The sequence below is a fragment of the Thalassobacillus sp. B23F22_16 genome, assembly GCF_043496955.1.
GTDB classification, from domain to species: Bacteria; Bacillota; Bacilli; order Bacillales; family Halobacillaceae; genus Thalassobacillus; species Thalassobacillus devorans_A.
Window position 1 is genome coordinate 1 of sequence record NZ_JBIEKD010000026.1, and the last position, 14,415, is coordinate 14,415.

General features: G+C 36.3%; 16 protein-coding genes. 2 read left to right on the top strand and 14 right to left on the bottom strand.

Annotated elements, in window-relative coordinates:
* Window positions 1-81: 81 nt before the first annotated feature.
* Window positions 82-207: a hypothetical protein gene (locus ACGTNI_RS16565; protein WP_394463797.1), complete on the top strand. Its 126-nt coding sequence runs from the start codon at window positions 82-84 to the stop codon at window positions 205-207.
* A gap of 828 nt (window positions 208-1,035) precedes the next feature.
* On the opposite strand, the gene ACGTNI_RS16570 is transcribed toward ACGTNI_RS16565, so the two are convergent.
* Window positions 1,036-1,233, bottom strand: a complete 198-nt coding sequence (locus ACGTNI_RS16570) for a hypothetical protein (protein WP_394463798.1) — start codon at window positions 1,231-1,233, stop codon at window positions 1,036-1,038.
* A 24-nt stretch (window positions 1,234-1,257) separates the two neighbouring features.
* Entirely contained in the window at window positions 1,258-1,845 is a 588-nt protein-coding gene (locus ACGTNI_RS16575) for a recombinase family protein (protein WP_394463799.1), read from the bottom strand.
* Window positions 1,846-2,324: 479 nt separating this feature from the next.
* Here ACGTNI_RS16575 and ACGTNI_RS16580 point away from each other — a divergent pair, with 479 nt between their 5' ends.
* On the top strand, window positions 2,325-3,302 hold the full coding sequence (locus ACGTNI_RS16580) for a DUF6414 family protein (protein ID WP_394463800.1): 978 nt from the start codon (window positions 2,325-2,327) through the stop codon (window positions 3,300-3,302).
* On the opposite strand, the gene ACGTNI_RS16585 is transcribed toward ACGTNI_RS16580, so the two are convergent.
* The 12 genes from ACGTNI_RS16585 to ACGTNI_RS16640 all read right to left on the bottom strand — a co-directional run bounded on the left by ACGTNI_RS16585 (window position 3,280) and on the right by ACGTNI_RS16640 (window position 14,412).
* Window positions 3,280-3,453, bottom strand: coding sequence for a hypothetical protein (locus ACGTNI_RS16585; protein WP_394463801.1), 174 nt, complete (start codon window positions 3,451-3,453; stop codon window positions 3,280-3,282). The genes ACGTNI_RS16580 and ACGTNI_RS16585 overlap by 23 nt on opposite strands.
* Before the next feature lie 123 nt (window positions 3,454-3,576).
* On the bottom strand, window positions 3,577-4,023 hold the full coding sequence (locus tag ACGTNI_RS16590; protein WP_394463802.1) for a JAB domain-containing protein: 447 nt from the start codon (window positions 4,021-4,023) through the stop codon (window positions 3,577-3,579).
* 466 nt (window positions 4,024-4,489) lie between these two features.
* A complete protein-coding gene (locus ACGTNI_RS16595) occupies window positions 4,490-5,392 on the bottom strand; it encodes a hypothetical protein (RefSeq protein WP_394463803.1) in 903 nt (300 codons plus the stop codon).
* Between the two features lie 373 nt (window positions 5,393-5,765).
* Window positions 5,766-6,047, bottom strand: coding sequence for an AbrB/MazE/SpoVT family DNA-binding domain-containing protein (locus tag ACGTNI_RS16600; protein WP_394463804.1), 282 nt, complete (start codon window positions 6,045-6,047; stop codon window positions 5,766-5,768).
* Between the two features lie 28 nt (window positions 6,048-6,075).
* On the bottom strand, window positions 6,076-6,633 hold the full coding sequence (locus tag ACGTNI_RS16605; RefSeq protein WP_394463805.1) for a hypothetical protein: 558 nt from the start codon (window positions 6,631-6,633) through the stop codon (window positions 6,076-6,078).
* Window position 6,634: 1 nt separating this feature from the next.
* The gene (locus ACGTNI_RS16610) at window positions 6,635-7,714 is read right to left on the bottom strand and encodes a lysozyme family protein (RefSeq protein WP_394463806.1); all 1,080 of its coding nucleotides are present in this window, start codon (window positions 7,712-7,714) and stop codon (window positions 6,635-6,637) included.
* Between the two features lie 12 nt (window positions 7,715-7,726).
* Window positions 7,727-9,898, bottom strand: coding sequence for a CD3337/EF1877 family mobilome membrane protein (locus tag ACGTNI_RS16615; RefSeq protein ID WP_394463807.1), 2,172 nt, complete (start codon window positions 9,896-9,898; stop codon window positions 7,727-7,729).
* 15 nt (window positions 9,899-9,913) lie between these two features.
* A complete protein-coding gene (locus tag ACGTNI_RS16620; protein WP_394463808.1) occupies window positions 9,914-10,252 on the bottom strand; it encodes a hypothetical protein in 339 nt (112 codons plus the stop codon).
* 14 nt (window positions 10,253-10,266) lie between these two features.
* A complete protein-coding gene (locus tag ACGTNI_RS16625; protein ID WP_394463809.1) occupies window positions 10,267-12,711 on the bottom strand; it encodes an ATP-binding protein in 2,445 nt (814 codons plus the stop codon).
* Entirely contained in the window at window positions 12,708-13,127 is a 420-nt protein-coding gene (locus ACGTNI_RS16630; RefSeq protein WP_394463810.1) for a TcpE family conjugal transfer membrane protein, read from the bottom strand. The genes ACGTNI_RS16625 and ACGTNI_RS16630 overlap by 4 nt, the downstream gene beginning before the upstream one ends.
* Before the next feature lie 53 nt (window positions 13,128-13,180).
* Complete coding sequence (locus ACGTNI_RS16635; RefSeq protein ID WP_394463811.1) at window positions 13,181-13,402, bottom strand: hypothetical protein; 222 nt, start codon at window positions 13,400-13,402, stop codon at window positions 13,181-13,183.
* 14 nt (window positions 13,403-13,416) lie between these two features.
* Window positions 13,417-14,412 carry a conjugal transfer protein gene (locus tag ACGTNI_RS16640; RefSeq protein ID WP_394463812.1) on the bottom strand — a complete coding sequence of 332 codons (996 nt, stop codon included), beginning with the start codon at window positions 14,410-14,412 and terminating at the stop codon, window positions 13,417-13,419.
* Window positions 14,413-14,415 lie beyond the last annotated feature (3 nt).

Genomic DNA, 14,415 nt, shown 5'->3' on the forward strand with positions numbered 1-14,415 from the left:
CCCCGCTACATGGAATTTCTTGCTAAAATATATGTAGTCGGATCCCCTCCCGCCATTCTGACCAAAAGGAGGGGTGGCCGCATGGAACTTATCATCTTAGCCGGATCCTGGGCAAACCTTAACGGTACGCTCGGAGCTGTGCTTCCTGCTGCTGCTACTGTAGTGGCGGCCTGGATAACGGCGAAAAGCGTTAACAAGGACAAGTAATACCTAAAACTAAACATTTATAGATAGCATGAGCATAAAGCCGGATCAATATACTCCAGCGTCTTTTCCGTCTGACCAACGGAGCTGTGGCCGACTTTAAATAACTCGCCAATACAACCACTTAAACGCGGGAGGAGATCGTTGAGAGAAGGCCGCTTGCTGTAGCTGTCTAGGCTGGCTTAAGCCAATGAAAAAAGCACCTGGGTGACCAAACCCGGTGCTTTTTTCTGATGGGATTTTATTAATCTTTCCAGGATCAATAAAATCTACGTTCTGATTTGTTGCTCAAATTAGTGTTGGTACGAACATTGATTCTTTTAATAGTGAAAGTCCTCATCTAATAAAAGATACGCTTTGCCGACAACCACACCGGCATGAAACTTATCATCCTATTTTAAGTATATTCCATTCCCGGGGAAAAATAAACAGATATAAAAGGAATTAATGGAATAAACCGGATAAAAGGAGTAAAAAGACGCTGCTAAACAAGCCTCTAAACCCTTTTTGATAATTCCTTATACAACTCCCTTGATTTTTCCGGGAGCCATGAGAACCGCGTCGGATTGGAATAATACTTTATAAATCGTTCTTTTTCCGCTTCCTCTGCTTTCTGGATCACAGGGAGGCAACCTTTACAGTAGTAGCGAATTTTTTTAGGATTATTCCAACTTGCTAGCGGATAGACTTTAGTTTTTTGCATGCAATAACCGCAATGTTTTTCCATTCTATATTACTCACTTTCTTTCCTGGGTTTCATAAAACCTCGCCCTACTCACGCTTTGACATATCTAATTATAAAAACCTGGAGGATCCGGCTCCAGGCCTTACTTATAATTTTCTCGCTTGTGATACTTCTTTATAAAGCAGAAAAGCTGCATTTTTGTTGTTATCTCCCATGATGGATATATTAAACTCCCGCTCCATTCTTGTCATTAAATTGGATAGTCTAATATCTTTCCTGGTTTGATCGTATCCGGAGGTTTGTATCTGATTAAATTCTTTTCTGTATTCTTTTAATGGATCCATTCCCTCACCCTTCCAGGAGCTATTTTATGCTGATTCGTTCTTTCTTTTAGCAATCTCCCTATATAAAGAGCTTTTTCCTACATTCGTTATTTCCTCAATCTCTTTAATTGTATGCTCTCCCGCTTCATATAGCTGCAAGGCCATTTTCATTCCGGCATGTTTATCAGTATATTTTTTGGGTCTACCCTCATACTTTCCATTTTCTTTTGCAATCTCAATTCCTTCTCGCTGTCTCATTTTGATTAAATCTCGCTCCAGCTGATTAACCCCGGCCATAATTGTAAGAAGAAACTCGCTGTAAGGATTATCGCTTGAAGTATCTAACCATGTATCCTTTAAGCTCTTTAATGCAGCTCCCTTTTCCTTTATGTCTGCAACAAGTTTAAATAAATCCTGGGTGCTCCTGCTGATCCTGGTTAAATCAACAACTATAATTTCATCTCCAACCTCAATTACTTCTAACAACTCCTGGAGCTTTTCCCGCTCGGTAGTCGCCCCGCTTATTTTTTCTTCAAAGATATTTTCCTCCTGAATCCCGGCCTCTTTTAATTGTTTAATCTGTCTTCCTAAATTTTGCTCTTTTGTTGAAACTCGCGCATAACCGTATTTCATTTTTAATGACCCCCATTTATATGTAATTCCGTTAATTTCTGTCTTAATTATAACATCACTTTTGGGAAAATCCTATTGGGAATGGATAAAACCTTATTATTATGCTTATTATTATTTTCCCTAACCCTTCCCATTTAAGTAGACTTTTTTGGGAAAGCGTAGAAAGGGATCCTTTAGGTGAACCAAGCATTCTTTTTAAAGAAACTTGGTTAGAACTTACGTGAAAAGTTAAGTTAAACCTTGGTATTTATTATCAAGGGGGTCGTATATTTAATTTCATCTCGAGATGACCTTTCTTCGGATATAGATTTTTGAATGACACAACAATAAAATGAACCCTTTGTCTTTTTTATGGTTATTAATGGTAAAATATATTTTTGGGAGAGCATGAAGATAAAAAGGAAAATGAAACCATTTCTGTATTTGAACGTAATATTGTGGAATAGTCTTTATCTAAATCAACTTTTAAGGGGGATATCATGAGAGAAATAATTTATTTAGACACGGATTTTTTACATTCATTTTTAGCTCAAACTCAAGGAGGTTTACCTACTGATTATACTAGAGAAAATGAGGAATATACGCAGGAAGACCTTCAGCGAACAAGCGGTTATCAGTCTAATAATTATACTGAAATGGAAGGTAAAACAGGGAAATTTAATATACCAACCATTTTAGAAACTCCTGAGGGAGCTTTAAAGTTACATTTTGAGCCAGGTAAGTACAGTTCAGAAAATACATTTTGGAGTGAATCTGATTTAGGGAGAGAGCTTATCTCAAAAAAATTACATGATAACTCTATAATTGAATTTGAAAATTACTTACTTAACGAAGGAAAGGTAACAGAAACGAAAGTAGTAAGTGGTGACGAGACATATATAAAAGTAAACTCAAGTTTTGAATTAATTGATTTCAACACTTTTAATACAACTTTTAGTGAAGATATGGTATATACAATGAATAAAGAAATTGAGAAGGAAAAAAACGCCAAACTAAGGGAAATAAATCAAAATGATGGGTTAACAAAACAGCAAAAGAAAGATCACCGAGATGAAGTTAATAGAATAGCTGAAGAATCAAAGAAAAAAAATGAAGTTGATTTTAAAGACTATCGGGAAACTTTAGGATTTCTCAAAGAATTTTTACCATCTAACTTTTTCTTAAAAACACCAAACTCTTTAGCACCATTGAAAGAAGAGTATTTAAGGGAAAGTAGAAACCAATTACTTTTTAAATATGGTAATAATGAGGATGGAGCAAAAGTTACTATGATAGGTAAAGTTACGAGAAAAGTGCATTGTAATGAAGATTATACCGAGATTGCGGAGGACAGGAAGGCAGTAAGTCAAATGTCTTATATTTGGAAAAGTTTGGTTGATGATATGTTAGTAAATCATCTGGGTATTATTGAAGACGGAGATTTTGTGGTTAATCCTATTGCCATTTATTTTGAATAAGTCTTCTATTATTAGAGCGTCTTTTTAGGCGTTCTTTACTTTTATTTATTTCCTCTTGAACAAGGTTATGATGCTTTCGGCTATCTTCAAGATCTTTCTCGATTATTTCAAAACCTCTTCGAAACATATGTTCAAGTCTTTCTTTATTCATCGTTTACCTCCTTTTCAAGCATTTTCTTTTAATTCTAAGATATTTATACCTTCTATTCAATCACTTTATTCCAGCAATGGTATCTCGTGTTTCATCTTACATTAGCAAAAGAGAAAAGGATCCTCAGGTGAGGTATCCTTTTTCTTTTAAGCTAAAGTAACCTTCGGGGTTATCAGAAACGATTAGAGAGTCTAAGACTTCAATACCAATTAGCTCGCCTGCTTCCTTCAACTGCTTACTAACTTGGATATCCGGATTGCTTGGCATGGTATTACCTGATGGATGCTGGTGAGCAACAACTATAAATGCTGAGTTATTAAGGATCGCTGCCTTAAAAATCTCTCTGGGATGAACAATACTGGAATTTAAAGAGCCAACATGCGCCCTATGTACAGCAATAACCTCATTTTTTGTATTCAAGCACATCACCAACATCACTTCACGATCATCATCCCCAATAAATTCAGTAGCTACTACAGCAGCATCTTCAGGAGAACGAATGGTACTTTTGTTCACCTCTACTTCTAATTTTACCTGTTTAATACGCTGAATTTCCATTATGCTTTTCATGTTAATTCCTCCTTTTCTTTGGTGGCTACCACTTAATTTTTTCGAGAATGGCAGTAGAAGGGAGAGCCGGAGGCGAATACGAAGTATCAAAAAAACCTTAGTGAAAGTTAGAAAACCCAATGACTTAGGGAGCGTTAAAGGCGAAATTTCCTTTTTACGCTCCCTTAGCCAACTTGGTTTTCTTACTTTCTCTTAGGGCTTTTGCAGACCCTTTACCGCCATGACGAGAAAATAATTACAATAAGGAGACCAAAGAAGGATGGATACAACTGCATAATAGAAAAAGCAAAAAAGGTATTAGCTGGTCTACAGCTAATACCTTTTGCGCGTATGTGTTAACTGCGATAGCATTTAACACATCGGTTTGCGGAGGGTTCGATGCCCGGAGCAAACCGCATAGATATTAAGTTGGTTCATGAAATCAAGTGACTAGCTTTCCGATGCCAAGAGGAAAGTATCCACGCCTTTAGGTATATACTTTCGTAACATCTATATTTTCAACATGGACTTTTCCATCAACCTTCGTAAGTTTTAATGTAAGTGGATCGTAAGAAGAAAAGAGATCCTTCAATTTGGTAACGAAACTTTTCTCTTCTTCTTTAAAATCCGAAAAGTCTATTGCTGATAAAATCATCTCAACTCGATAGTCTTCAAATGGATTGTACTTATCGATTTCTCTCTTCATGTCTAACCATAATTCATGGCCATTTTTCCCTTGAATACAGATAGGAAATATTTTTTCCTCTTGAATAGAGTCACCTTCTTCGACTAAATAGTTACCTCTGCTGATTGCTTGACCTCTTTCTAAATATAAATAAACAGCATCAATTTCATCTAAGATTCTTTGAGAATAATAAGCAGTAAAACCTTCAAGGTGTGAAAGTGTATCCATATATCCAATCATAGAAGGTATTGCAACAATTTTATTATCTGGATTTTGGTAAAAATCAACCCCAGGTAGATCATATTGTTGGGACTCAACAACATCAAATTTTGTACCACTCACCTCTAATTGATCATCTGGAACATTATAATAAACCTGGCGATTTTGCTTAATAGCGTCTTCCAAATCAATCCCTATAGATTTTAACAGTCTTACAGTATTACTTGGACCATATCCTCCGTAACCTGCATTATAGTCATCTCTCCAGAATTCATCACCATTTTCATTTCTTACTACTAGTCTTGGTACGTTAATAATCTTTTTAAGCTTATGATTATGAGAGACTTCTTCTGTTTCATAGTAACCTTTTAGCATAGCATCTTTATGAACAAAACAAGCGAATACTTCCTTAACGGAAGATAGTTCATTAAATTCAGGTCGAACCTTTTCCCAATCTTCATTAAAATATCTTACCACTTCACTCACACTCCCCATTAAAAGTTATTTGACGGACGGATGGCTTGTTTCTCAAGGGCTAAAGTCTTTTATGGACTCTCCCTAATTCAATGCAACAGAGACTCCGTGAATTTTATTAGCTGCTTCAAATTTAAGTTGGAACAAATAATTAGTTATCTCTTTTGTCGCTTTCGTTCTTCATTCTTTTGTAAGTGACTGTTACATCTCTCCCATGCACCCTGCTCTTGACTTTACTCATTAGAATAGACAAATCTTTAAGTTGTTTATCAGTTAATTTTATCATTACAGATTAGACCCCTTACATAAACGTTATAAAAGCAAAAGTTCCTTCTAAAAAACTTAAGTTTTTCTTTACGTCACTTAAGTGACTCATGAGTTTTGATTAATTGCTATCCTCCAAAAAATCTTTTAATTGTTGTTCTAATACCTCAATTCCTTCAGGACTTACTATAATCCCATCGTGCAATTGAACATTGTCATCACTGACTTCCCCTGTAATGATACATTCATTATTAGGCGTGTATTTCTGGATAACAATTTTTTCATTATCTACATAGATCTCAAGGGGATCTTGTTCATGAATATCTAAAGTTCTTCTTAATTCACTCGGAATAACAACCCTTCCAAGCTCATCAACGTTTCTAACAACTCCAGTACTTTTCATCTAATTGCTCCTTTTATATCTTTTGTATTTATAAAGGTTCAGCCTTGATTTGTTCAAAGTCATTAACTAACCATTCGTCTCCTTCTTGCTGTAAAAAAACTTGTAACGTCATTTTTTTGTAGCTGGATTCTTGATTGGCTAAATTCTTTACCTCTTGATCAAATACCACATAAGCACTTCGATCTTCTATAGATAAGTAAACAGCTACATCAGAAGCATCAAACTCATATTTCAACCTTTCCTCGTCTCCGGGAAACAGCTTTTCGAATAATTCCTGTGTAAGTATGACTTTGGCATCTTCTTTTCTTTCCTCATAATTATCTTTTTTAACATCAAACGTGGATTCGATAAATACATTCACGCTTTCCTTCATCTTTTGACTAGATGCGTCTTCGGATATTTCTGTTTGTTCACGCTTAGAATTTTGAAGATACTCAATTTGTTCTTCCTGCTTTTTTATAGTAGCTTCCAATTCCTGAATTTCGTTATCCTGTCCTTCTGCGCTGGAAAGTCCAAACCAAACACCTACTATAAGTATGATCCCAGCAATCAGCGTTACCGTCTTTATTAGTAAGTCCTTCGTCATTTTACCCCTCCCCAAGATCGAAAAAATTTAATGGATCTTGGTGGCCGCTCCATTCTTCGTTTTTTGCTTCCAGGTGTAAGTGGGGGCCAGTTGAATTACCAGTACTTCCACATACGCCTAGTTTCTTGCCAGATTCTACAACGTCTCCGGTGCTGACTTTAATAGAAGATAAATGAGCATAAGCCGAAATAACATCCCCATGATCCACCATGACTAAATTACCGTAACCTTTACCTTGAGAGGCATAAACCACTCTTCCAGAATCTACGGATTGTATAGGTGTTACTCCACCAATGCAAGCAAAATCAACACCTTTATGATTTTCTCTAGCCCCTGTAAATGGATCATCCCGCATTCCGAATGAGCTTGTAATGTTCATAACACCTTCAATCGGCATCGACCATTCACCACTTCCTACACCAGTGGAAAAATCATAATAACCAAGTACCGCATCTACATAATAAGGATCTCCATAACAAGCATCATAAGGAACGGCTTCTGGTCTTATGCAGCTGTAACTACCCGTATGTTTTAACTCTTCATATTTCATAGCTGAAAATTCTATCGCTAAATCCTTCGTGTAAGAACCTCCATTGCCCATTACAAAATCAATGAATCCCCCACCAAAATTATAACTTTGCAAAGCTAGTTTAATGTCATTGTCAGCTTCCTCTAGCACATCGGCAAAATAAGATACGCCTTGCTCGATTGACTTTTCTGGATCATCGATACAACCGACAGAGCCACACAACGACTCAGAAGCTTGCATAGGGTCGCTTCCTCTTCCTCCTGATTCTTGCATCATTAACGCTAATAGAATCCCCACATGGTCTTCAATACCTTCTTCTTTCGCATACTTGGTCACTTCATCTTTATATTGGAGAACCTCAGGGGAAACATTCCCGACACTCCCATTCATGAGATCGCTGGATCCCTCGTTTGTAAGATTCCCCATCAACAACACAAACATAAAGATAATGCCGTAAACGACGCCGAAAAATATTAAAAATGGGAGAACATACTTTAAGAAAATACCTAACAAAGCTAATTTCGCCTTCGTTTCTACATAGTTTCTTAGCATGTTCTCCCTCCTTTACTGGTCAGAATCCTTGTGTAATCGTGAGGTGCGATTTAATAACCCTTCTTCTGAACGGCTTCCAATAGGTTTTTTATTCTGCCTTCTTTTTGAGGTGGATTTATTGTTAGATTGATAGTTAGTAAACCTAGATTGATAAGGGTTTCTACCTGATCTCTTGTATGGCTGTTTTTCTTGTTTCGGATGTATGGTTTGTTGATTAGAGGAGACCTTGTTTGCTTTACTTTTTCCCACTTGATTATCCTTGATTTGCTGTTGAGCTTCCCATTTCGTAATTGGTTTATCCTTACGAATGTTATATTTTTCTCGGACAGATTGATTCACATTCTGATTAGCAGAAGAACCAACCTTCTTAGCTGTCACTCCTGCTGAGGGCATATAGGCCTTCGTATTTCCTTCTACATTTTTCTTGTCGGCTGTTTTTTGATTAGTTAATGAATGATTCTTATTTGATTTAAAACCTGATTTGTATTGTCGAGGGTTGCGTGCTCCTTGGGTCGAATTCACGCTACCTGAAGGATGTTGCATGTAATTAGATCCTACAGCTTCCTTGGTTTTCTCCGTAGCTTCATTAGTTGACACGTTTTGAATTACTGCATCATTGTGATAGGGATTTTCTTTTTGACTTGGAATCTCCCCCTCTTGAACGGCTCGAATATGATCTCTAGCCCTTCCAGCTTTATCTTTAATGGTCCCTTTTATATTTCTGCCTGAAGCTGTTGGTTTGTCGTTCAGACTAGATGTATTTTGAAAAGATGCCTTTCCAGCGGACATGCCCTGTAAGCCTTTTTCTTGCAGTACACGCTTTTTCTTATTTGCTTTGTTCATACCTTTATAAGCTTTATTTTGCCTTTGTCTATTCAAAAATCTTTTTCCTTTTCGAATGGTTCCTCTTCCCATACCTTCAGCTGCACCCATGTCCGATAAGTTAGGGGAAGCACCTTCTAGCATATTAAAGACAAATTGACGCTTCATATACAGGAATAGAATAGCTACACTGAAAATGATTTGAATAAACATCCGATAATAAACGTCATCGTTGAAATTAGTCATGTCATATCCAAGAGTGATAAAGCTTGTTGCTACAAGAACAAAGAACATCGTAATTCCTTTGAATACGATTACCATAAATGTACCTTTGGTAAATTTCCCAACCAAGCTTTCAAAGGAAGGAAACAGACTAACAAAAAGAATGATCGGTACTAGTAACATCATGATAATGAACGCAAATTGAAGCATAATCCTAGTCAGGGCTATAAAAAAGAATACAACCCCTTGGATAATAGTAGAAATCATCATAATCATGATATATCCCATTTGCTTATAAGCGTTCCCAGCAAAAATAGATTGATTGTTATAGTTATTAAACTCTTCTTCTTCAATTTCTGCCCTTGATTCTGCTCCATCCTCTGTAGCAGGGTCTGCCGATAAGTAACTATCAATTCGTTCTGGATCCTCAGCTTTAATTGCTTCTTCATCACTTGTACCGTAATTTAGTAATAAATAAGGTTGATAAATCAAAGCATTAAAAACCTTATTTTCAACAGCTATAGATACATCCCTAGCAGAATTATTGTCAAAGTCTACAAATTCAAAGGCGCCATCCTGAGATAGAGAAGGATTAGCTTGCATGAGTGTATTTTCAAGAGTTATAGATAATCCATGTGAAAGTTCAATGTAGTTAAATTTTTCGGATTGAATGGAATATAGCAACGATAGACTTATGAGAATGAGCGATAGTAACTTCATAAATGAACGCCAGTCCTGTTGAATATAAGAGCGTACAACTATCCCAATAGAAGCTACAGCTAAGGCAAACAAACCAAAGTTATAGGTTAAGGCTCCAGCTGTACTTGATGTTATATTCTGGACAGATGATTTAGTCATTTCTACAATATCTAAGGAAAAAAGTTGATAAACAATCATCAGTACAAACGAGGCCATTGTCCGATTAAGTGCCCAAAGAGAATTCTTTATGAAATCCATCATTTCAGATCCTGATTTACCCATGAAGTCATACCAAGCATCATCTGAATAGGTCATTAGTTCATACCGATTTTCCTCATATTTTTGAGATTGACGTTCCTCTTCATCAGCTGCCAACACATTGTTTGCCGGAATTAACAATGAAAATATCAACATAAAGGATAGTAAGAGTTTTTTATGCATCGACTCTCTCCTTATTTAGTAATTAATGCATTCCTCCGTTTTTTCGTAGAAATCAGCAGCTCCATCTTTTTCATATTTTTTCATGACTGTATTTTTTTCATATATTTCTCCGTCATTAGTTTCCCAATGAACAAAATAATGTTGCGGAACATCCTTTTCTGATTTTCTTTCTGCTTCACAGATAGAATTCACTTCAATATCGGAAGCTTCATAACCACCTTCTCTAATATCATGACGTTCTAAAGCTTGCTCTACTACAGCTTGCTTCATTTTCTTTTCGTCTAGATCTAAATTGTTGCCTCCACACCCTGCTAAGATTAGCAAAGTGCAGGCAACAAAAACTATCTTTTTCATATGGTCCACTCCTTCTAAGAAAAGGCTTCTTCCAACTGTACAGCTTCAGATTCCTTTTGAGTCGTTTTAAAGGCTTCAAACCATTCATCAAACAAGATATCTATGGCTATCGCTTGATTACGTCCCCGATGATCTTGAAATAAACACATCCCTGATTTCAGATTACTTACCACGCCGATATTGGCTAGGTTTTCTTCCATATCATAGAAATTTAAGATTGGCTTTATAGATTCATCTGATTTAGGTCGAAAAGCAAATTTAATACCAATCTGTTCTTTCGTGGTATCTACATTGAAATCATCATAAGCTTGTGTCACTAGAACGATATCTGTTTTTAACGAGCGTCCTGTACGAAGCATTTCATCAATCAAATCTTGACCATTACGAGACCGCTTAAGTGTCCATGCTTCATCGAAAATTATCATGGCTTCTTCATCTTTGCGTGTCGAGAAGATATGAACGTACTTAGAAATAGACATCATCAAGCACAACCCTATCCGTTCTTCTTCGTTCATATTATCTGAAGTCGGAAGTCGTAACCCTTGTAATCCCAATACATTGATTTGTTTATCAAAGTCTAATCCATAGGAGTCTTCAGTACCGAATAACATACGTCCCAACCCATATTTATACTTTTGAATGAATTTACCAAGGATATGATCTTTTTCTAAAATCCGATTTAAAACCCCTGACAAGGTAGGAAAATCAGATTGATTTACCTCTTCCAACACCGAATCATAGATTGTTACGGACTCATCACGAGATCCACTAACCTCAGCCAAGGTATCTAAAATCATAGTAGCAGTCTGTATTGCTTGGTCACCTTCAAGAAATACCAAAGGGTCTAAAGCTCCGTGAAACTCACTTTGCTCTGATAAGTGAATGAAATTAATCCGTTCATACAGCTCTCTAAACTCGGGAATATCCCCAAACTTATTCAAGGCGTCCTCATAATAATTCTGAAACTCATTTTTTGGATCAATGTACAATACCTTTGATCCCAGGAATGTAGACCACGTAAAGAAATTTTTAACAAGCATTGATTTTCCACTCCCGGGGGGGCCTGTAATTAAAATATTTCCATTAGTATGGGTAGCCCCGGATATGGCTTTTTTCGTGAGAAGAGGATTAAAAACCACGATATTATTATTGATCTCTCTCGCTTGTTCAACACTAGAGAGTTTCTTACCTGTTACTACTTTTCCTAATACCATACCAAAACGATTCCCTATCTTATTCGATAAATCCATAGCCGATTGAGCTAAATATGTTTCGTCTACCACTTGTTCAAAGTAATCGTATTCGGTATAAGAAGCTGGTAAGGACTGTGTAAAGAGTGTCAGCTGATCTACTAAAGGTGTGACCAATTTAAACCCAGTATTCTTAAAAAGATTATTCAAAGCTTCCTGTTTAGCCTCTAATCCTTCTTTGCTACGATCGGATAATACAATATAAAAGTTCATAAACAGCAGCTTCCGAGTATCTGCCTTTACATCATCGAGTAAGTTATCCAACCTTTCCGAAGCCATTTCTACTACAGTATCTTCATCTGCTGTTGTTGTGTTCTGGATCTCGTAATCAAAGTTAGCAAAGCGTTTTTTTAATTTCCGCACTTGGCGAACGTTGGTAGTATTGTCTTTGAACTTATAATTAATTTGAAACTCAACGGGAAAATCAATATTTTCGATGATGTCTTGAATGAAACGATAACCTTCTAATGAAACAGGCATTTCGTGGAAAGGCATAAACGATAGATATTCGGTATAGTCCTGATGTGCAACGGTCATATAACCCTTTTCGTTTTTAATAATGCCTTCCGTTAAGTTGTAATCGTTATCTGGAATTTGAAACATATCACTTGTTCGGTGAAACATGTAATAAATCAGACCATCAACTTCTTCTTCTGAGAGTTTTTCAAAGCTCTTGTTATAAGCAGTCTTGTTACTGAAGGATTGTTCTAGTGATTCATAATAAGTAAAATCATCTTCCACATTCGTTTGTAAGGTCATCAGTTTTGATAAGTCATCACGTACTCGTTTTACAAATTTCTTCCCCAGATCCATCACATCAGAAGTAACCACGTCATCAACTTTATTTAAGTGAACGGAAACATACACGTTATATTCATGTAAGAACACTTCATTTTTTAATGTTTCGGCTGCCCTGTTAAAGTAAGCTCTCCCAATGTCCGCAAATTCACCTTTTACAATCTTGTTATTAATTACATCCGTAAACTTATCAAAGTCGAAACGCTTAGGTAGAATCATAATATGGTAGTCATACTCATCATTGGCTAAAAACTCAGCAGTACGTTCGACATAGCTTTGGAAATCCGTTTCGCTATTTAAACGAATATACTCTTCATTCAACTTATAGAAAGCCCACACTTGCTTTCTCTTATTGAAAGTCATGTTCTTATACTTGTGAGCAATAGGAAATTCGAGAACAGGATTCTTCACGAACGATCACCTTCCTTCTCCACCATAAAAGCTTCGAATGACATCTCTTTTTCCATTTGGTCATGAGCGACTTCAACAAAATGTTCATACTGTTTATGGCGATTTCTATAAAAATTAAAACGATCACGTACATATGGAATAAATCCTTTATTATCATATTTTAGATTGAAAACAACGAAGGTTATCGTTCCTGGCACTACCGTAATTAATATAAGCCAATTTTTAGCCACGAAACCTAACAGGTTAGTATCACTCTGAAAACCAAGAATGACAAAACTAAAAATTAATATAGCAGCCAAGATAATTGAAAAGACAACCTTGCGAATTTCTAGGCCGTTTGCAAATTCTACAGCTCCAATGCGATAGATTTTAATAGGATATTTATATTCGGATGTAAAGTTTTCTCCTGTTTTCAAAAATATCCCTCCTATGGCTAAAAGGAAAAGGAGGTAAAAACCTCCTTTCCAAATTAGTTAAATACGGCATTCCCTACAGCTTTCGCCAATTGTTCAAACTGAGGACCAAAGAATACTACGACTAAACAAAGAACACCTAACGTAAGACCACTCCAAAACTGCCCCCAGTCCTCTCTTGTATAAGCAATAAGAGCTCGAATTGCCATTATCAACAAAATCAAAAAGCCAACTTGCGAGACAATGTTAGAAGTAAGACTCTGCAAATCAAAATTCATTATTAATCCTCTCCTTATTCAATAGATTCAACATAATACTTGTTCGTATCATTGTGTGTTTCTGAAAGACCTAGCTCATAAGTGTAAGAGCTAGTAAGGGAAGTTTCCTGATCGTTATATTCAACATCTACAATGACCTTATAACCATCTTCTGTACTTACCAGCTGCTGGATTGTAGCCGATTGAAAAGCTTGATTAGATAATCCACTTTCAACAGATGCCATAAATGGCAATTTATCATCACTAACACCATAAGAAGTAAAGAAATTCTCCAAGAAGTTTTGAATATTACTTTGCTCGGTTGAGGTAACACGTTCACCGTTTAATTCCTCTTCATCTAATGAAATGCTAGCTTTTAAATCGCTTTGAACAATTCGAACATTTTCATATACCGCATAACCATCCCCATTTGTAATAACCGGAACGATCACTTCTACATGATTGAAAACTTCTCGTGGATCCTCGTCTTCAACCAATTCCCGAACTTTGTAAGTCACGCGATAATGAACCTTTGCCTTCTCAGCATTGATCTGATCTGTCTTCAGATACTCTAAATCTTCAATAACTCTTGATCCTTTAAATTCCTCGACTCTTAAAGAAGAAGTATCAAAGCCATTCACATAAAAAGTGCTTAATTCTTCAATCCGACGTTCACGTTTTTTCTCATCCTTTGAAATGTAAAAGTAGCTTTCTAAAAAGTCCCGGGTATAAGCCAAGACTGCATCAGACGTAATCATATCAGCCTTTCCTACATCCCCAATTCGTTCTTCAATGGAAGTTTGTTGAGCTTTAACTGAGTTTCTTATTGTCTGATACTTGCTAAAGAAAATCACATTAAATAACAGTGATAGCGCGATAACTGAAAAGAAAATAATACTAGCTACACGGCTGGCTTTCTGCCTCGAAAATGCCACCCTCCGATTAGTAGTGTTTTTCTTAACCTTTTCGGGTTTACCTTTTCTTCCATCTACAGGCTTCATTTTTTTCTGAAATAGCTTTAATTTCTTCACCGA

Excerpts from the sequence above, each read along its gene's own strand:
- ACGTNI_RS16565 (WP_394463797.1), top strand. The coding sequence starts at position 82 with ATGGAACTTATCATCTTAGCCGGATCCTGGGCAAACCTTAACGGTACG.
- ACGTNI_RS16570 (WP_394463798.1), bottom strand. The coding sequence starts at position 1,233 with ATGGATCCATTAAAAGAATACAGAAAAGAATTTAATCAGATACAAACC.
- ACGTNI_RS16575 (WP_394463799.1), bottom strand. The coding sequence starts at position 1,845 with ATGAAATACGGTTATGCGCGAGTTTCAACAAAAGAGCAAAATTTAGGA.
- ACGTNI_RS16580 (WP_394463800.1), top strand. The coding sequence starts at position 2,325 with ATGAGAGAAATAATTTATTTAGACACGGATTTTTTACATTCATTTTTA.
- ACGTNI_RS16585 (WP_394463801.1), bottom strand. The coding sequence starts at position 3,453 with ATGAATAAAGAAAGACTTGAACATATGTTTCGAAGAGGTTTTGAAATA.
- ACGTNI_RS16590 (WP_394463802.1), bottom strand. The coding sequence starts at position 4,023 with ATGAAAAGCATAATGGAAATTCAGCGTATTAAACAGGTAAAATTAGAA.
- ACGTNI_RS16600 (WP_394463804.1), bottom strand. The coding sequence starts at position 6,047 with ATGAAAAGTACTGGAGTTGTTAGAAACGTTGATGAGCTTGGAAGGGTT.
- ACGTNI_RS16605 (WP_394463805.1), bottom strand. The coding sequence starts at position 6,633 with ATGACGAAGGACTTACTAATAAAGACGGTAACGCTGATTGCTGGGATC.
- ACGTNI_RS16610 (WP_394463806.1), bottom strand. The coding sequence starts at position 7,714 with ATGCTAAGAAACTATGTAGAAACGAAGGCGAAATTAGCTTTGTTAGGT.
- ACGTNI_RS16615 (WP_394463807.1), bottom strand. The coding sequence starts at position 9,898 with ATGCATAAAAAACTCTTACTATCCTTTATGTTGATATTTTCATTGTTA.
- ACGTNI_RS16620 (WP_394463808.1), bottom strand. The coding sequence starts at position 10,252 with ATGAAAAAGATAGTTTTTGTTGCCTGCACTTTGCTAATCTTAGCAGGG.
- ACGTNI_RS16635 (WP_394463811.1), bottom strand. The coding sequence starts at position 13,402 with ATGAATTTTGATTTGCAGAGTCTTACTTCTAACATTGTCTCGCAAGTT.